Annotated in this window: 15 protein-coding genes; 9 read left to right on the top strand and 6 right to left on the bottom strand. The window is 47.7% G+C overall.

Annotated elements, in window-relative coordinates; genetic code table 11:
- Positions 1-367 precede the first annotated feature (367 nt).
- The 4 genes from AC0LWN_RS22405 (at position 368) to AC0LWN_RS22390 (ending at position 3,474) form a co-directional block, all read left to right on the top strand.
- Positions 368-943 carry a bifunctional transcriptional activator/DNA repair enzyme AdaA gene (locus AC0LWN_RS22405; RefSeq protein WP_474669228.1) on the top strand — a complete coding sequence of 192 codons (576 nt, stop codon included), beginning with the start codon at positions 368-370 and terminating at the stop codon, positions 941-943.
- A complete protein-coding gene (locus tag AC0LWN_RS22400; protein WP_474669226.1) occupies positions 936-1,490 on the top strand; it encodes a methylated-DNA--[protein]-cysteine S-methyltransferase in 555 nt (184 codons plus the stop codon). The genes AC0LWN_RS22405 and AC0LWN_RS22400 overlap by 8 nt, the downstream gene beginning before the upstream one ends.
- Positions 1,471-2,370 carry a DNA-3-methyladenine glycosylase family protein gene (locus tag AC0LWN_RS22395; protein WP_474669224.1) on the top strand — a complete coding sequence of 300 codons (900 nt, stop codon included), beginning with the start codon at positions 1,471-1,473 and terminating at the stop codon, positions 2,368-2,370. The genes AC0LWN_RS22400 and AC0LWN_RS22395 overlap by 20 nt, the downstream gene beginning before the upstream one ends.
- Positions 2,371-2,493: 123 nt before the next feature.
- Positions 2,494-3,474, top strand: a complete 981-nt coding sequence (locus AC0LWN_RS22390; protein ID WP_474669222.1) for an alpha/beta fold hydrolase — start codon at positions 2,494-2,496, stop codon at positions 3,472-3,474.
- Between the two features lie 62 nt (positions 3,475-3,536).
- Here the strand turns inward: AC0LWN_RS22390 and AC0LWN_RS22385 are convergent, their stop codons facing one another.
- The 6 genes from AC0LWN_RS22385 to AC0LWN_RS22360 all read right to left on the bottom strand — a co-directional run bounded on the left by AC0LWN_RS22385 (position 3,537) and on the right by AC0LWN_RS22360 (position 12,865).
- Positions 3,537-4,106 (bottom strand): glutathione peroxidase, encoded by a 570-nt coding sequence (locus AC0LWN_RS22385; RefSeq protein ID WP_474669220.1) that lies wholly within the window; start codon positions 4,104-4,106, stop codon positions 3,537-3,539.
- Between the two features lie 217 nt (positions 4,107-4,323).
- On the bottom strand, positions 4,324-5,682 hold the full coding sequence (locus AC0LWN_RS22380; RefSeq protein ID WP_474669218.1) for a glycoside-pentoside-hexuronide (GPH):cation symporter: 1,359 nt from the start codon (positions 5,680-5,682) through the stop codon (positions 4,324-4,326).
- Positions 5,683-5,718: 36 nt separating this feature from the next.
- Positions 5,719-7,764 (bottom strand): beta-glucosidase family protein, encoded by a 2,046-nt coding sequence (locus tag AC0LWN_RS22375; protein ID WP_474669216.1) that lies wholly within the window; start codon positions 7,762-7,764, stop codon positions 5,719-5,721.
- A gap of 222 nt (positions 7,765-7,986) precedes the next feature.
- Positions 7,987-10,452 carry a GH39 family glycosyl hydrolase gene (locus AC0LWN_RS22370; RefSeq protein ID WP_474669214.1) on the bottom strand — a complete coding sequence of 822 codons (2,466 nt, stop codon included), beginning with the start codon at positions 10,450-10,452 and terminating at the stop codon, positions 7,987-7,989.
- Positions 10,453-10,560: 108 nt separating this feature from the next.
- The gene (locus AC0LWN_RS22365; protein WP_474669212.1) at positions 10,561-12,159 is read right to left on the bottom strand and encodes an ABC transporter permease; all 1,599 of its coding nucleotides are present in this window, start codon (positions 12,157-12,159) and stop codon (positions 10,561-10,563) included.
- Complete coding sequence (locus AC0LWN_RS22360; protein WP_474669210.1) at positions 12,152-12,865, bottom strand: ABC transporter ATP-binding protein; 714 nt, start codon at positions 12,863-12,865, stop codon at positions 12,152-12,154. Before AC0LWN_RS22360 ends, AC0LWN_RS22365 begins: the two co-directional genes overlap by 8 nt.
- Positions 12,866-13,143: 278 nt before the next feature.
- On the opposite strand from AC0LWN_RS22360, the gene AC0LWN_RS22355 reads away from it, so the two are divergent.
- From AC0LWN_RS22355 to AC0LWN_RS22335, 5 genes are all read left to right on the top strand, one after another.
- The gene (locus AC0LWN_RS22355; protein WP_474669208.1) at positions 13,144-13,899 is read left to right on the top strand and encodes a spr1630 family ClpXP-sensitive toxin; all 756 of its coding nucleotides are present in this window, start codon (positions 13,144-13,146) and stop codon (positions 13,897-13,899) included.
- 39 nt (positions 13,900-13,938) lie between these two features.
- Complete coding sequence (locus AC0LWN_RS22350; protein ID WP_474669206.1) at positions 13,939-15,147, top strand: spr1629 family repressor/antitoxin; 1,209 nt, start codon at positions 13,939-13,941, stop codon at positions 15,145-15,147.
- 288 nt (positions 15,148-15,435) lie between these two features.
- Positions 15,436-16,449, top strand: coding sequence for a LacI family DNA-binding transcriptional regulator (locus tag AC0LWN_RS22345; protein ID WP_474669204.1), 1,014 nt, complete (start codon positions 15,436-15,438; stop codon positions 16,447-16,449).
- Between the two features lie 36 nt (positions 16,450-16,485).
- Positions 16,486-17,310: an ABC transporter permease gene (locus AC0LWN_RS22340; RefSeq protein ID WP_474669202.1), complete on the top strand. Its 825-nt coding sequence runs from the start codon at positions 16,486-16,488 to the stop codon at positions 17,308-17,310.
- A 38-nt stretch (positions 17,311-17,348) separates the two neighbouring features.
- A complete protein-coding gene (locus tag AC0LWN_RS22335; RefSeq protein ID WP_474669199.1) occupies positions 17,349-18,380 on the top strand; it encodes an ABC transporter ATP-binding protein in 1,032 nt (343 codons plus the stop codon).
- The last annotated feature ends 5 nt before the right edge of the window (positions 18,381-18,385 follow it).

The raw sequence follows: 18,385 nt of genomic DNA, 5'->3' as shown, positions 1-18,385 counted from the left end.
TGATTCATTGTCTCGTTTCGGGTAGACTTCATAGTAAGCGCCTCCTGATGGGTTTTTAGGACTCCGATCCCTTACACCCCCATCATACGAGGCGCCCTTGTTTTTGTCTAAGTCGAAAACTTAGCGAATACAGGAATGTTAAGAATCAGGAGGATTGATATGACGAAAACTCTCTCCTCCCGAACCACAAAGGCTCCGTCCTAAGCCGCTGACAATGGTAAAAATGCCGTTGTTGAAGCCCGCTTGCCCGATTTTTTCCTGGGTTGCTGCATGGAAGACAGGCACTGTCGTAATCTTGCTCTCCTATTTCACAGGGCTGCATAAGGCGAACCGAATCGTTTATACTGGCGGTATGAGGTGATTGACTGTGGACCAGACATTATTCGAGCGTATTTATGACTCGGTTGTGCGGCGCGAGCCGACCTATGACGGCGTATATTATACAGCGGTGCTCACGACCCATATTGTATGCCGCCCTTCCTGCCGGGCGCGAACGCCGAAGGCGGGCAATGTTGTGTTCTATGATTCGCTGGAGAAGGCGGTAGCCGCAGGATTCCGGCCCTGCAAAAGATGCAAGCCCGAGGAAGGCGGTGTGCTGCGGCCGGATGCGGTGCTGGCAGCCCAGGCGGATGAGCTAATGGCAGATCGGTTTGGGCAAAAGATGACGCTGCAGTCACTGGCCGAGGTGCTGAAGGTCAGTCCGTTCCATCTGCAGCGGACCTATAAGCGGGTCACGGGCAGCTCGCCCGCTGAGAGGCTGGATCACCTGCGAGTGGAGAAAGCCTGTGCGCTGCTGGCGGACACGGAGCTTGCGGTTGCCGAGGTGGGCCGAGCGGTAAGCTTTCGCGGCCCGTCCCATTTTGCCGCATGGTTCACACGGAAGACCGGCCTCTCGCCAACGGAATACCGCAGCCAAATCCAAGGAGGGACTTCTAATGAATGAGATCACAATTTATCGTCATGCCCTGAATTTGGGGAATAGAGACTGGACCCTCTGGGCCAGTGACAAGGGCTTGGTCCGCCTGTCTTTTGGGAGAGAAGAGAAGCTCCCTGAGGGAGCATGGCTGAAAACCTACGCTCCGCTGCACCGTTATCAGGAGGATCAAGCCGTGTTCGCGCAGCTTGGGATTATTTCGGAGCTGGAGCGTTACTTCGCGGGAATTCCGGTCAGCTTCGAGGGCGTTCCTCTGGACATCTGGGGAACTCCGTTTCAGCAGGCGGTCTGGAAGGGACTGGCCTCCATCCCGCATGGTGAGGTGATTACCTACCGGGAGCTTGCCGGCAGAATCGGCAGACCGCAGGCGATGCGCGCGGTGGGAACGGCCAACGGGCAGAATCCGCTGCCGGTGATTTTACCCTGCCACCGCGTTATCGGCACGAACGGCACATTGACCGGCTACCGGGGCGGTCTCAAGCTGAAGCAGGAATTGCTAACGCTGGAAGGCATTACGCATGTGGGGGCAGCAGGACATGAACGATTTGCTTTTTGAGCTGCCGCTGCCGGAATATTTCGACTTTGACGTATGTCTGAAGTACTTGAACCGCTCGCCGCTAGAATGTCTGTACCGGACTGATCAGGAGGGAGTGACCCGGTATTTCAACCTGGACAACCTTCCGGTTCTTATCCGGCTGACGGTCCCGGAAGGGAGTAAACTGCGGGTAACACTGCTGCATGGAACCCCTCCGGGTCCAACGGCGCAGGAGCGGCTGGCCCGCTATATTATGGAATGGTTCGATCTGGAGCGTGACCTTGCGCCGTTCTACCGGATGGCGGAAGCCGACCCGCTGCTGCAGCCCTTGGCCGTGCAGCATAGGGGCCTGCGAATCGTCGGCATTCCGGATTTGTTCGAAGCGTTATGCTGGGCCATTCTGGGTCAGCAGGTCAATTTGGCTTTTGCCTACAGGCTGAAGCACCAACTGACCGCGGCATTTGGGAAATCGCTGGAGTGGGAAGGGCAGACCTACTACGAATTTCCGGCACCGGAGGTAATCGCGGAGGTGGAGCTTGATGAGCTGTGCGCCCTGCAGCTGACCCGCAGCAAAGCGCGGACAGTGCTGGAGGTGGCTGCACTTATCGCAGGCGGCGGTTTAAGCCGCGAGGATCTGCTGGCGATGCCATCACCGGAAGCGGCCGAGCAGCGGCTGCTGCAGATCCGCGGTGTCGGTCCGTGGACCTCGCAGTACGTTCGGATGCGCTGTCTGAACGATACCACAGCATACCCGGTGGGGGATGTCGGGCTGCAGAATGCGGTCAAATTCCTGGCCGGCATGGACAGAAAGCCAACCCCGGCAGAGCTTTTGCAGCTGTCGGAGCCCTGGCGCGGCTGGGAGGCCTATGCCACCTTTTATTTGTGGCGGGCGCTGTATTAAGTTTTAAACAAAATTTAAACAGCCGCCGCTCCGGATTTTAACCTGAGGCCCCTACAATGAATGAGAAGTGTATGAGATGAATCATCTTCATTCACCAATCTTGTTTAAGGGGCAATGAGTTCAATGAAACCGAAGAGAAAGTTCAAATTCCTGAGAGTAATCAGGAACATCATACTGTTTTTAGGTGCAATCCTGCTTATAATCGTGTCGGGTAATGGTGTAATGACAATGTATGAGCATAAGCAATATCCGGCATGGGGCCAGTATGTTGAAGTGAAGGGAAAGAAAATGCATGTGTACACGAAGGGAACAAAGGGCAACACCCTTGTAATGGTACCCGGACTGGGGACAGCCGCGCCTGTGCTGGATTTTGAACCTTTGCTGGACGAGCTGGCCAAACAAAATAAAGTGGTAGTTGTAGAGCCCTTCGGATATGGCTGGAGTGATCTGACCAATGAAAAACGAACTGTGGAGAACATAGTCGAGGAGCTGCGCAGCGCATTGCAGCAAGCGAACATCCAAGGCCCATACACGCTTTTGCCGCACTCAGTATCCGGCATCTACAGTATGTATTACGCCAATAAGTACCCCGATGAAATCCAAGCGATTGCCGGAATTGACATCACCCTGCCGCAGGCAGTGGAATATTTTAAAGAATCTGTCCCTCAGATGCCCACATATATGAGCTTGCTTGCACCCAGTGGTCTGGCGAGACTTGCAACCTATATAGCTCCGTCAGATGTCTTACCGGAAGCGGCTGAAGGTACGTATTCTGACGAGAATATAAAGTTGACCAAAATGATTACAGCCTGGAAAGCGTACAATAAAAACGTAGTAAATGAAACCAGGGAACTGGGGCATAACATCAACACAACGAAGGAGCTGACCTTTCCGCCCAATCTGCCTGTGATGATTTTTACGACTGAGACGGACAAGGTAAATGGAGACGGCAGATCCAATATTACCTTCTATCAGGAGCAGCTCAAGAATGTACACACCCATCAGCTCATCACATTAAAAGGGCACCATTATCTGCATTGGACGCAATTTAAGAAAATAGCCGAGGATGTGAATGCATTTTTAAGCGCCTCCCCGGCCAGGTAACCTCTTCAATTCTGGTCTCAGCAATGCTGCCCAAGCCCAGTATGATCAATTGAAACACTAAGTCATCCAAGCTTGTCATCCGGGCAACTAATCAATTCTTCGAGTATCGGTCCGATGTCAGACGGTTCAGTCGGTGTTTCGAATCTGGCCTTCACCTGGCCGCTGCGATCAATTAGAAATTTGGTGAAATTCCACTTGATTCCGTCTCCGGCGTAAATCTCCGGGTGCTTTTCCTGTAAAAAGTCCTGCATCCATTGACCGCTTGAGGTCTGAGTATCATAACCCTGAAAGGGGGCTTGCTGGATCAGATATTGAAATAAAGGATGAGCAGATGGACCTCTCACCTCTATTTTGTCAAACAACGGAAATGTAACTCCAAAGTTGGCCTTGCAAAATTCCTGTACTTCGCGGCTGCTTCCCGGCTCTTTTTCGTTGAACTGGTTGCAGGGAAAAGCGAGTATTTCGAATCCCTGCTCATAGTAACTTTCGTAAAGCTTTTGAAGCCCGGTGAACTGACGGGAATAGCTGCATCTGCTGGCAGTGTTGACAATCAGGAGGACTTTTCCGTGATAGGATGATAATTCAATAGGGTTACCGGTAATTGTCCTTACTTCAAAATCATAGATTGACATTGCATCATTCCTCTCTCGGGCTAGTTTAAATACATATTATAGCCGGAAGGTTTATTGGTCTAATATATAAATGGAATAAAACTCATAGGTAAGAACTATATCGGAAAAAGGGCTTGCTACAGTAATAAACAACGCCTACAGCGAGCAGTAGTGAACGCGCGTTGTAGGCGTTGTTGCTTGAAGCCCTTAATATTCTTTTTCTGAACCTTTTTCTCTCCTATTGTGCTCTTCTTAATTCCAGCTCCGCAATAATCTCATGATGCGGCTTCTCCCATTTGTACATGAATGCCAGAATGAGAATGGATAACAAGCACAGTGCGATCGGAAGCCAGATAAAGCTGATTTCGATCATGCGAAGTGCGGAGGAAGTCTGCGTCTGGTTCGCAACATAGCCCCCGGCAGCCAGCAGCCAGGCCGGAATAGCACCACCGAGGCCTGAGCCTAATTTAATGGCAATCCCGGATGCGGTTGAAGCCAGCAAGCCCTGGGCGCGAACACCCGATTTCCATTCACCATAGTCGACAGTGTCCGCAATCAAGGCGAACAGCAGGCCCACAGGCAGCCCCAAGCCAATCGCACCAATGACCGTACCCGTTAGCAGCATGAAGGTGCTCTGTTCGCCCAGATAAATAATGAATTGACCCAGCATGCAGACGGCCATACCGATGATCATCAAGGTTTTCTTACTGAACTTTTTAGACAGAAACGGCACAAAAATAATTCCTACCAGGGTTAGCGATCCCAGTGTATTTACTGTAGTTACCATATCCGGCTGATTCAGGTTGTAAGTAATATAATAAATACCGGAAGACAGCTTAATCACATACAGGATGAAGAACACCACGCCTACCAGCACCCCGGCAAACCAGGGCAAATTGCCCTTGATCGCTTTAATGCTCTCCTTAACTGGCAAAGATTTACCGCCTGATTTATCCTGAACACGCTCTCTGGTGTTAAAGAACGTAATCAGGAACATGACCAGCCCCAAAATACCGAACAGAATCATCGTATGAAAGAAGCCCTTCTGCTGATCGCCATTTCCGAAAAATGCCACAAGTGGCAATAAGGCCAAGTTCACAATCAAGCCGCCAAATTGTCCGCCAAACATCCGGAAGCTGTTAGCTACGGTTCTTTCCTGGATGTCACTGGACAGGCTAGGAAGCAGCGTGGTCAACGGGTTGTTCACCGCCGTGTACAGAATATTAGATGCGATATAGAAAATATAGGCATAGGCCAGCTTGCCGGAAGCACTTAGCTCAGGGCCCATAAACAGCAATGTTGTTACGATGGCAAAGGGGAAGCAGGACCACAGAATCCACGGACGTGATTTCCCCCAACGGGTATGTGTCTTGTCTATAAGAATACCGAAAATGGGGCTGTCGACCATATCAACAAGGCGTGCTACCAGCAAGAGCGTACCTACAGCCGCAGCTCCAATTCCGTATACATCGGTAAAATAGTACGTCAGATACGTCGTAACCACCGCATAGATCAAGTTCGAGGCCGTATCTCCCAGACCGTAGCTTACCTTTTCCAGTAAGGATAACTTATGATTTGATTCTTCTCTTTTTGCCATTGTGCATCCTCCAGATGTGAACGTTTTGTATAAGCCCTATAAGCGAATACTTCCTTGAATCAAATCCTTCTCAGCACTGCTGTTGCCGATGTATACCTCATAGTCCATATGCTCAAGCTCCCACTGATTTGTGGCTGGGTTGAACCATTTGATTTTTTCAATCGGACAAGCGATTTCCACCTTCGTTGATTGTCCCGGCTTCAGCGTCATCCGCTTAAAGCCGCGCAGCACCTTCACCGGACGATCCACCTTGGAATTGCGGAAGCCGACATAGAGCTGCAGCACCTCATCTCCGGTTACACGTCCTGTGTTCTTCACCTCGCATTTGGCGACAATTTGATCATTAACGACGGCAAAGTCTGCATTGGAGATGGCAAAGTCGGTATAGGACAACCCGAAGCCGTATGCCAAGGATGGCTTGATTCCTTCCTTGTCCAGCTTGGTGTATCCATGGTAGTACTCATATTTTATTTCGCTCGCATCCCAATCCACCTGAGGGAGATGACTTTCACTCGTTGGTACGACAAAAGGCAGTTTACCGCCCGGATTCACATCACCGAACAAGGTTTTTGCGATCGCTGTGCCGCCTTCCATGCCTGGATAATACGCCATCATAATGGCAGATACAGATGACTTCCATTCCTCGATCATGATCATGTTGCCGCCAATTAGCACGACAGCGGACTGTTTATTCAGCGGTCCAACCGCATTAATCAATGCAACATCCTTCGCATGCAAGCCAAGGCTGATCTTGCGGTCCCCGCCCGCTTTGAGATCCGCATCTTCGTTCGTAACGGATTCCCCTTCATCATCGTGGTCGTAGCCTACGACGAACACAACTGCATCCGAAGTCTTCGCCAACTGCTTCGCCTGCTCCAGATCATCGCCGTTATTGAAGATCACTTCGGCACCAGGCAGCAAGCGCTGAATTCCTTCCAGTGCAGTTACAACATAAGGAGGGAACACGCGGCTTGAGCCATGGTCACCGATATTGCTGATGTTGCCAAGCTCTCCAATGACAGCTACGCGCTTTGTTGCGGTCTTGGAGAACGGCAGCACATGCCCATCATTTTTCATCAGAGTCATGGACTTCTCGGCAGCTTCCAGCGCCAAAGCGATATGCTCAGGCGATGTGATCAGGTCCTTGCTGTATACAGCGCCTTGTTCTGCTTCCGTAAACGCAAGCATCGTACGTACGATCCGGATTGCCGCGGCATTGATCTTTTCTTCACTAACCTGACCATTTCTGACGGCTTCCACCAGCTTGTCACCAAAAAACTTGGTATGGCACATTTCAACATCCATACCGCCATTGGCTGCCTCTACCGTATCCTTCACGCCCCAGGCAAAATCACTGACAACAAAGCCGTCGAAATCCCATTCACCCTTCAATACTTGATTCAGCAAATAGTCATGATGTCCGCAATGAAGACCGTGGTACAAATTGTACGCACTCATCACACTGCCCGCGCCCGCATCGATGCAGTCCTTGAAGTGCGGCAGGAATACCTCGCGCTCCGTACGTTTATCGGCCAGGACACTTACCTTGAAGCGTGCCCACTCCATGCTGTTGAACGCATAATGCTTCACGCAAGCGATTACATTTTCTTCCTGTACGCCTTTGACCAGGGACGAGCCCATCACACCGAGATGGAACGATTCTTCGCCATACACCTCCTGGCTTCTTCCCCAACCGGGATTATACGGGAGATTAATGCAAACGCCTCCAAAAAAGTTGCCGCCTTGCGCATGCACCTCCTTGCCTATAGCATGTCCGATGCGTTCCTCCAGCCCCGGCTCAAAGGAGGCTCCTCTAGCCATAGCCACCGGAAAACAGGTGCTGTTGCCGGATACCACCCCGCGTGGTCCGTCCACGAACTTCAATTCCGGCACACCCAGTCGCTCATTGCCGCCTGCCGGATAAGGTCTCCAGTTGTAATGTCTGACTTTGAAATCCTCCAGCATTTCTTCCATGGATACCTGGCCGCTCATGAGATGCACTTTTTCTTCCAAACTCATTTGCTTTACAACTTCTTTTGCTTTTGCAGTGTAGGATAAACGAAACTGTTTATTTGCTTTCATGGTGATCTTCCTCCTGTCATGAGTTTGCGGTATTTATAAAACCGCTTTCAGATTTGAGATTTTATAAATATCATTGCTTAAAGTGTAGTCCAATTCGAATCGTAATTCCTTCCTGTTTCTTTGGTGAAGCATAGGGAAGAAAGCGCACTCTTAATTGATTTGAACCGAATATCAGAAAAAAAGCCAAGAAATCACCCGCAAAAAAACAGGGGATTTCTTGGCTCAGTTGTACAGCTTATTCAAGGTCAGGCATTCGATGCCATGAACCGGGACATGCAGGGAAAACTGAAAATCACCTTTCAGGGCAACCTGCCTAATTCGCAGCATCGGCCTGGAAATGTTCTTGAGATATTCCGTCTCTTCATCATTTAGATCAACATATTCCCCCATCCGAACCCATTCGTCATAGGCCGACCCATGGGTTCGGTTCAGGCTGTATTGCTTGCATTTATAGGTTCCGTAAATATTTTGTAGGTGAATATCAACCGATAAATCACTGGATTCCTCAAAATTATGGTAGATTTGCTGCTCTTCCTGCTCGCCTCTCACATATAACTGGTTAAGATAAGTGTGGTTATACACCAGAATCTGAATGTTATCCCCTTGCCGCGTTATAATGTAATTTTTTCCCTTGGCGGTTACCAGACTACCCAGCTTGGACAAAAATACGAAAGCATAATAGGCTGATTTCTTGATGCCCTCCGTATTGACCAGACCCGTTCCCCCGTAAAAGGGTGCATTCTTGATATCCCATTCATAGAGAATGTCCGAGGCTGACAGAAAGCCGATCGCTCCAGCATTCGCCGCCGATTCGTCAAGCATATTATCGATAATAAATGTCGCCATAAATGCCGTGTCGTGAAGTGAATTGGTGACATCCCAGCTAAGGTTCCAGCGAGTGACGATAAATTCAACGTCTTCCGGATAGTGCGTTCTCAGCATCCGGTGTGTCCTGACCAGCACATGCTTGGTGTGATTTTTGGACTCGTATTGAAAGGGAATAGATTGAATGTCTACCGGCTCTGCGGAAGAACGCTCCCCCCATTCGATAAAATCGATCTGGTTATGGTAAATATTGCAGCTATAAAAATCAATCGGTACCGCATGATCTTGGCAAAATTCCAGCAGCCGCTCCGAGGGCTGATCATTTGTATGGAAGTTCTCAGCCGCAGGCCCCACCTTGATCGAGGGAGAAATCCCCTTAATCAGCAGCGCCGTCTGTCTATACAAATCAAAATACTGCTCCAGCGTGCCGCTCCAGTGGATATCATATACCGGAAACTCCGTCCATATCTGAACATACCATGTGGATACGCTGTCCAATCCATACCGGTTAATGCAATTCGTAATAAAGGATTGCACCAGCGCCAGCCACTGACTCATTTCCTTCGGGGGTGAGGTATTGCCCTGATAGTTGAAGAAGCTGGTGCTTTTGCTGGCAAAGGCGAGCGGCATATAGCTCAGACAAATAAAGGGCTTGACCTCAATATCTTGTAAATAGTCGAGGATATGATTAACGAATTTCCAGTTGAATTTTAATCCGTCATGATCCTTCTGGATGATATCCATTTCCTGATTGAAAATCCCCTCAAACCGGATATATTCGACCGGAATGTCCTCCTTCATCTCCTTAATCTGATCGCGCATGTTTTGATTCAGCAATGTATTCGCTGAGCCGATGTTCATCATCTTGCTCCAGACCGGCTTCAGCTTATATCCCCCGGACTGGATATCCTTGACTATGGAAACCTGCAGCGTATTTTTTTCTAGCATGCCGGATTCAATCAACTGCGAAGCATAATCGTGAATTTTGGCCTCGTGTGCAGCCCCCGTGCAAGGAGTGCTTCCGGGAGCACTTGATTCCTGCCAGCGTCTCTTTAACTGTAGCGGCGTTGCGTCAAACTCACGCTTGATTGCCTTGTAATAGCTCTTCTCATCGCTAAAGCCGGAGGACAGGGCGATGTCCATAATCGAAGCATTCTGGGATTGCAGCAAATATAAAGAATATTTGATTCGTATCTGCTCCAGGTACGCTTTGAACGTGATACCAATATTTTTCCGGAAAATGTCGGACAAATACGAGGAATTGTAATGCTGCTCCCGGGCGATTTGATTCAGGGTTATTTTTCCTTTGAAATCCCGTTCAACCCGGTTCAAAATTTGCCGGACAATGCTGACATCCTGTGAAGAAGACGGAGTGTCCGGGTCCATCCGGTGCGCTGGCCGGGTAAAGCGAGAGGTCAGATAACCTAAGAGACGGAGATCCTCCTGATGCCCTTGGCGGTCTGTATGATATATAGAGTTAAATAACTGACTAAGCAAAATACGAATAATATCATAGGCCTTCTGATTATCTTCACTGTTTCTGAAAGACCTCACATCAAAGTACAGATCGTAAAAGTCGGGATAGTATTTGGAGAGGAACAGGCTGTCCAGATGGACCTGGATAAAATGCGTGTCCGGCACCTGCGGAATAACGCGATAGGACTCCAAATGATTAATGAGCAGAAGATCGTTATCGTTCAGATCGTAATCCTGCCGCTTGATCGTCACCTTTAGCCTTCCTGCAGTGAGCCAGATCAGCTCCAGGCCCGAGTGTTGATGGAATTGCCCGGCATGGTCTTCATCGAAGGTGAAATATGCCGGACACCCCGGTGGATACGGAATGTGAGTCAGAGAATAGTTCAAATCAACACCCCCTTAATAACTCATTATAACCAACCGGGATGCAGTTAACATAGCGGATCATTCCCAGCAAATTTTGCCCTGCTTGTGATACGGTTCACACGTTGCTTGTTAAAGCTTCTGAAGCAACTCTTCCCCTTTAGTCTGTATATATCTATACATTCCTACACATATCGCTACCATAAGAATTCCAACACCTAACAAGATGAGGTTACCATTTACATTAGTCAGAAGAAGGGATATACCGATTGGTAATAACAGACTAAGGATTCCTATGAACATAGACACCATGACCGCTGCACTTTGTTTTACCACCGTAACTTCGCTTGTCCACTCCAGATTAGGTAATTTCAAATTAACAATTACGCCCACCATCGCTGAATAACAAGCATATATCAAAGGGATAACAAGCAATAATAAGCTTTCGGTCCACCCTGTATGCAGCGATATTATAAGCAGCACACAACTCACAACCAAGACCGGTAATGTAATGGTGAGATTCACGGCAACTTTGCTGAGCAATATGCTTTGTTTCGATACGGGTGAGCTTTTTAGTATCCATAAATGCTTACCCTCAAGAGAAATGGAGCTTGACGTTGTACAGCTTAAAGTTACGAATAAGGAAACTATGATTGGAGCCAGCGTACTCAGATAATGTGATAATTGCGGGATTTCGATCAGTTCCCCTAGCTTATCCGAGCTGACAAACGATAAAGCAACCGACATCACCAGTAATAGAATCATGCCAATGCTTGTATTCAGCACATAAATAGAAGAACCAAAATATCGGCTTAACTCCTTCTTGTACAATGCACGAAATGGAGAGGATACGGCTAATGGCTTCATTATATATTTACTGTTTGTATGACTGGTCATTAGACCTGTATGAATAGCTTTATATCTTGTACCTAGCACAGCGGCAAATATTATAAAAGAAAATACGGATATCGCAGTAAATAATAACAATGAACTGATCTGATACGAGCACACAGCATCTACATACATGGCTGTCAGGGGATACAGCTTAAATATCATATCTGCCAGCCCGGTCCCCATATCAGCTAATGCCTGCTCGTTCCCATTCTGAGTAAATGAACCAACTATGAATGCAATAATTACAGCAAAGGTTAATACAAGGCTGATCATCCGGCTCGCTTTAAACCGGGAGGAGAACCAGCTAATGAATGAGCCAATAATAGTTGCGGCAATAATCGGCAGTAACGGAATAAATAAGAGCGTCATTAGAAAAAACAGATAAAATAACGCCCCAGGCATCACTTTTATAGCATATACCATACCGGCTGGCAGCATGACCATCACAGTAAAAAACAAAGTCAGCACATAGAGCTGGAGCACACGGCTTGCGACAACATGACTCGTCTTTATAGGCAGCGACATAACCAGATCGTAGTCCTTATAGCTGAATAATACACCGCTTGCCTTATAGATCGTAGTAAAGAACCCTACAATAGAAGTAACAGCCATCATAATGGCAAGCAACAGGTCCATCCGCCCTATTTGTTCAAAAGCCAGTGCCATCATGAAGCTGTAGCCAAATGAAACTACTCCTATCATGAGCACACCCGCCAGAATACCAATGCTCAGTAGAAGCAATTTGCGTCTTTCCTTAACATCTTTCGTATGTAAAGCCTTATTCAAGCCAAATGAAGAAAGTAACTGCAGCTTCGCTAATCTCCAAATATTAATCATTGTCTATCAACTCCATGAATACATCCTCCAGGCTATTCTCGCCCTTTACAGCTTCGGTCTTGCCATGGGCTACCAATTGGCCCGCCTTGATAATCGCTATCTTATTGCAGAGCTTCTCGGCCACATCCAGCACATGTGTTGAGAAGAAGATGGCGCTGCCATGGCTGCACAGATCCACCATGATTGTCTTTAACATGTGAGCAGCCTTTGGATCAAGTCCAACAAAGGGTTCGTCTAGCACTAACAGCTTTGGTTTATGAATGAGAGCAGAGATGATCGCAAGCTTCTGCTTCATCCCATGAGAATACGATGAGATCATATCACCCAAATGGGCCGTAAGCTGAAAAGCATCGCTGTATTTTTTGATGAGCAGCTCACGATCCGCCTTGGATACGCTAAAGAGATCGCCAATAAAATTCAAGTACTGTATGCCGGTAAGATGATCGTATAGATCCGGGTTATCAGGAATATACGCAATACTCGCCTTGCAAGCCACAGGATCCTTCTTAATGGAGATACCGTCAATTTCAATATCCCCTTCTTCAAAATCAAGCACACCAACTACTGCCCGGATGGTTGTTGTCTTTCCAGCACCGTTATGTCCGATAAAGCCATAGATATCGCCTCGCTCGACCACTAAATTCAAGTCATTTACTGCCTTTTTACCACCCTTGTAGCTCTTAGTAAAATGTTTTATGGTAAGCATTTCCTCTCACCTCTCCTTTGGTGTATGCGGTTCTAACGTAATATTGATAATACGTTTAACTTATGCTAATGGTTCATTGAGCCCTCCTATTCTGAAGTGAATAATAATTAGCGGGAACGATAATAATGCAAGCGAAGTACCTGGTAAAGCACTAGAACTATAAAATTTTTTGGTGATATACAATCAAACTTTAAAAAAATCAAAAAAAATCATTTCCATACCCTCCAGTTTCGATTAGAATATAACTGCCTTTATCATCGTGAATCGGAGTGGTGGATATGGATGAGTATAAATTCAATTCTGAACACAATAAGATGATTGTTGATGCTATCGTTGACGGGTACCGCGATTATATTGAACATCGTAAAGATCGAAAATCAAAAATGAAAATCAGTTCAGCTTTTGCCTGGACGAAGGGGAATTTTATTGAAAGCAGGCTTGCGGAAGATTGTGTTAATTACGGCTTTACATACAAGAAATCGAAAGCGGGATTAACATGGGATTATCTTCAATTCATCCACGGAGACTCCAAGATCCTTTTCCTTATCAAAAACGCTGCTTATTTCAATGAGAATTCCTTTTCGGCAGCAAAGATCCCAAACGATAGCAGCAAGAAAGGTCCTCATCGTACCTATCTTCATGATCTTTCAAAAATCAATAAAGACTTGAAATTCTCTTCCAATCCGCAATTATCGACAGAAGGAACAGAAGTTAAGCAGGTCGAACAACTTTCCTTCTGGATTGTTGAGAGTCAGGTGAAAGATGAACTGAAGAATTTCGCATCTTCATATACCGAATTCCACATTCTAACATATGCCCTGGATGAGGCTTACCAGATATCTGAAATCAAGCATTATTTGCCTAATCCGGTCGATAACATCGCTTATCTTGTAGAAGATCTCTCAGACTTTATCTCTGGAGCTGATTTAACGGACGAGGATCGTGAAGTCGTGGCACCGGAAATGAACGAAGAAATTATGGACCCGGCTGCATTTGATATCGGGATACTTGAAGATGAACAACAACAATCATGACTGGCAGAATGGTGTTAGTTAATTAAGGGGGATGCAGGCATGTTCATTGGTGAAAATCTGGCCAATTTACGGATCATGCATGGATATTCGAGAAAACAGCTCTCCGAAAAGTTAGGTGTCACAGAACAAGCGGTCTGGCAGTACGAGAACGCTTATACATCACCGAAATTGCAAATCGTGAATGAGTTGAAACGGATTTTCAGCGTTAAAAGTAAATACTTTTATACGGAAGACATGCTTGCTCGATATTTGACGCCTGCTAGTGTCGACTTAATGAACATAGCTTATCGTTCAAAAGTCTTGAATGTCATCTCGAAGACACAGGCAGAAGCGAAGCATGTTGAATACTTGGATGCTTTTATCAACTATATTACGGCCAAAGTTAGTCTTCCTACCCTTAAAATCATCAAGTTAAGGGATGAGGTTATTGATTACTTAAATCATTCAGATGACGACAGAGCGGTTCAAATCAATCATGTCGCCCGTTTAGCACGGGAAAGACTTGATTTAGCGCAATCGACAAATGATGATCTGATATTCCTGATCGAAAAAAGCGGAGTGTTTGTGTTTGAGAAGGCCATTGGTGAGGAGATTGATGCCTACAGCCTCTGGACCCAGGATAACCGAGCCTATATCATATTAGGCAATATGAAACGGTCGGCTGTTCGGAGAAACTTCGACATTGCACATGAATTGGGGCATTTGTTGCTTCATTATCGTCTGGAGTTCGCTAACCTGGATCGCAAAGAGCATAAAATGATTGAAAATGAAGCGAATCTGTTTGCCGGAGCATTATTGTTGCCGGAAGACGAATTCGCATCTGATATGAACGATGTTGCTCATATTACGAATCCGGATGATTACCTGGATCTGAAAAAGAAATGGAAAACTTCATTGCAAGTCCTGGGATATCGGGCTGCCCAACTTGGGTTAATGGAGCCCAAAGCTCACCGGAACTTTTATGCGGCCATGCACCGGAAGAATTATTTAGAAAGGGAACCGCTCGATAAAATCATTCCGATCCAGAAACCAATGAAGATCAAAGCCATTATTGATCTTGTTTCAACAAGAGGGCTTGTGGACGTTGGTCAAATGATAGAGGACACTTGGAAGGTGGAACTATCCTTCTTTCATCAATTGACAGGAATTGATCCCAGCTTTTTCAACAAGTACATGACAAGAGACCTCGATTTCGGCTTCCAAAATGTTGCATCCATCCATGAGCGTACTTCTCGCGATGATATATAAGTACGGAAAAAGCAAACTTACCCATAAGGCGTCTTTTCATTTGAATTTCGAATGAAGGGGCGTCTTTTTTACTTTGAGAACAATAAGCCGCCTTTGCAGAAGGATTACATTAAGCGCTTTATTGGCTCAGTCTGGTAAATAGAGCGGCCGATAGCGTAAAAAACCGAAAAATGCTTTACGCAATTGATCTTTTTCGATAATACCTAACTTACATTCGAAAGTTAATCTGTTTGATGTGGGAACGATCTCATATGGGAACGGTCTCACAATGGAGAGCGAGGTTGAGCCGTGAGAAATATTAAAGAGATTGCGCAATTGTCAGGTGTATCCAAATCCACAGTTTCCCGGGTGATTTCGGGCCGGGGGTATACAAGCCAGGAAGCAAGAGACAAAGTGCTTAAAGTCATTCAGGAGCTGCAGTACAAACCGAGTGCGGTTGCGCGGGCGATGGTCTCGCAGCGGACGCACAATATCGGCGTATTGATCTATCGCCGCGAGTATCCTGTCGCGTCGCATCCCTTTTACGGAAAAATACTGGACGCCATTCTGGCGACGGCTTCTCCGATGAACTATTCGGTGTTTGTGACTACCGATTATGAGATGTCGCTGCGCTCCGCCGATTTCATGCTGGAGAAAAGAGTGGACGGGCTGATCCTGATCAGCCGCCTGGAACAGAATGTGATTGATCATATCGGTAAATTTGGCGTTCCGTACATCATGGTGAACGGGTCCACGGATGTTCCCGGTGTCATTCATATCGTCAACCGCGACCAGAATGGAGGCAGTGAAGCCGCCCGGCATTTAAGTGGACTCGGTCACCGCCGGATATTCGTGCTCGCCGGACCGCAGTCCCACCGGAGCCATCATCTCCGTCTGGAGGGCTTCCGCACCTATATGAACGGGCAAGGCTACGAGTTTGGCGAATCCGACATTACTTATCTGGAGTCTTCAACCTTTGAGGAAGGCTACCGGAAAATGAAAGAGCATTGGGAGCATTTCCGGAGCCACCCGTATACTGCGATTTTCGGCACTAACGATATGATCGCGCTGGGGGCGGTGAAGTTGTTGATGGAGCATTCCGTTACAGTTCCCGGGCAGGTGGCTGTTATGGGCTTCGATGATATTGATGCTGCATCCATTCTTACCCCTTCGCTGACTTCGGTAAAAGTGGATACGGAGATGATGGGAAGACTGGCCTGCGAGATGCTGGACAAGCTGATCCGGCATGAGCCGGTAGAAGAAACGGCGATTGAGCTGGAGCCGCAACTGGTAATCCGGGATTCAACCACACGATTTCAATAACGGCTGTATGCCGGAGACGAAAGGAGAAGCGCTGTAATGAGATGGTATTTAAAAGCTGTTGGGCCTAAAAAAATCATAGAGTTTTTGCTGCTGGCCGCCTTCGTGATTTTCTTCATGGGCCCATTGTTAAATCTGGCCATCCTGGCTTTTACCGGACAGTGGAATTACCCGGATACGCTCCCGAGAGAGTGGTCTCTGAAATGGTGGTCCTTTGTGCTGTCCCAGGACGGAATTGCCAAGTCAATTGGACTGTCATTTGGCATCGCCGCTATTGTCACTGCGGTGTCGATCCTGCTGTGCGTTCCGGCGGCTTATGCGTTCGCACGGATTCGATTCCCGCTCAGCCGTTTCTTCCTGTTCTCGTTTCTGCTGACACACGCTTTTCCCAAAATGGGGCTCTACGTTTCTATAGCTGTATTGTTCTATAAGATCGGACTGATGAACACCCTTCTAGGAGTGGTGCTCATCCATATCATTAACGTGCTGATGTACATGACCTGGATACCTACGGCTTCCTTCCGGAATGTGCATGTGGCCCAGGAGGAATCGGCAAGAGATGTGGGGGCAAGCCCGTTCCGCGTATTCCGCAGCATTACCCTTCCGCTGGCTATGCCGGGAATCATTGTCGCTTCGATCTTTACTTTCCTGAGTTCACTGGATGAGGCGCAGGGAACCTATCTTGTTGGGGTGCCTAATTTCAGAACGATGCCCGTTGTCATGTACGGCATTATTACGGATTATCCCGCTTATGCCGGCGCAGTTTTCTCTATTATATTGACAGCCCCAACCTTGATTCTGCTGCTTGCCGCACAGAAGTTCGTGAGCGCAGATGTCCTGTCGAGCGGATTTCAAATGAAATAACTGGCGTAATTCCGAAGTCATTTTGCTAGGAGGTTATTATGCAGGCTCATTTATCCATACAGAAGCTGTCGAAGCGGTACAAGACCGGTGACGGTGTCACCGATATTTCACTGGACGTTAGAAAAGGAGAAATGATTACGCTGCTTGGCCCTTCCGGCTGCGGCAAAACAACAGTGCTGCGCAGCATCGGCGGATTCCTGGACCCGGACTCCGGCGACATCATGATCGAAGGGAACAGCGTGCTCAGCGCTCCACCTGAGAAACGGCCGACATCCATGGTGTTTCAGGGCTACAATTTATGGCCGCATATGACAGTATATGAGAATTTGGCCTTTGGACTCAAGATTCGGAAGATCCGAAAGGCCGAACGCGATAAGGCAGTTTCGCAAGTGCTTGACTTGGTTCGTCTGCCCGGCTCAGAGAAGAAATATCCCGCACAGCTGTCGGGCGGACAGCAGCAGCGCATTGCTGTGGCGAGATCGCTGCTGCTGAAGCCGGCGGTGCTGCTGCTGGACGAGCCTTTCTCCGCTCTGGACGCCAAGCTGCGTCACGAGATGCGTGAGGAGCTTCGGGAAATCCAGGCCGAGCTTGGACTGACGATGGTATTTGTCACTCATGATCAGGAGGAGGCATTATCCATCTCCGACCGGATCGTGGTCATGAACCATGGCCGGATTGAGCAAATCGCAACACCACAGGAAATTTATGATGAGCCGAAATCTTTGTACGTCGCCCAGTTTATCGGGAAAATGAACTTTGTTAAGGGGGTGATTGCTGGGGAGGCAATTCAAATAGGTTCACTTCACTTTCCGAATACCGCCGGCCTGTCAGGCGAAGCAACCGTCGCGGTCCGGCCGGAGGATGTTGTATTGGAGAATTCAACAGAAGGCGGGCTTCATGGAATCATTAAACAAATTATGGTGCTTGGACATTATGCCGAAGTGTCGGTCGACATCCGGGATCATGGCGTAATCCGGGCCTTCATGGCCCGTGACAAGGTTAAGGAATTGCAGCAGGGTCAAGAGATTTTCGTTCAGTTCTCCAAAATTTTGGCGTACCCGCAAGCGTAAATCCA

This window comes from Paenibacillus sp. sgz302115 (assembly GCF_056120445.1).
This window is presented reverse-complemented; position numbering and strand designations above follow the sequence as displayed.

Coding starts and splice junctions, on each gene's coding strand:
- AC0LWN_RS22390 (WP_474669222.1), top strand. CDS start 2,494: ATGAAACCGAAGAGAAAGTTCAAATTCCTGAGAGTAATCAGGAACATC.
- AC0LWN_RS22340 (WP_474669202.1), top strand. CDS start 16,486: ATGAGATGGTATTTAAAAGCTGTTGGGCCTAAAAAAATCATAGAGTTT.
- AC0LWN_RS22365 (WP_474669212.1), bottom strand. CDS start 12,159: ATGATTAATATTTGGAGATTAGCGAAGCTGCAGTTACTTTCTTCATTT.
- AC0LWN_RS22360 (WP_474669210.1), bottom strand. CDS start 12,865: ATGCTTACCATAAAACATTTTACTAAGAGCTACAAGGGTGGTAAAAAG.
- AC0LWN_RS22380 (WP_474669218.1), bottom strand. CDS start 5,682: ATGGCAAAAAGAGAAGAATCAAATCATAAGTTATCCTTACTGGAAAAG.
- AC0LWN_RS22335 (WP_474669199.1), top strand. CDS start 17,349: ATGCAGGCTCATTTATCCATACAGAAGCTGTCGAAGCGGTACAAGACC.
- AC0LWN_RS22400 (WP_474669226.1), top strand. CDS start 936: ATGAATGAGATCACAATTTATCGTCATGCCCTGAATTTGGGGAATAGA.
- AC0LWN_RS22375 (WP_474669216.1), bottom strand. CDS start 7,764: ATGAAAGCAAATAAACAGTTTCGTTTATCCTACACTGCAAAAGCAAAA.
- AC0LWN_RS22395 (WP_474669224.1), top strand. CDS start 1,471: ATGAACGATTTGCTTTTTGAGCTGCCGCTGCCGGAATATTTCGACTTT.
- AC0LWN_RS22385 (WP_474669220.1), bottom strand. CDS start 4,106: ATGTCAATCTATGATTTTGAAGTAAGGACAATTACCGGTAACCCTATT.
- AC0LWN_RS22350 (WP_474669206.1), top strand. CDS start 13,939: ATGTTCATTGGTGAAAATCTGGCCAATTTACGGATCATGCATGGATAT.
- AC0LWN_RS22355 (WP_474669208.1), top strand. CDS start 13,144: ATGGATGAGTATAAATTCAATTCTGAACACAATAAGATGATTGTTGAT.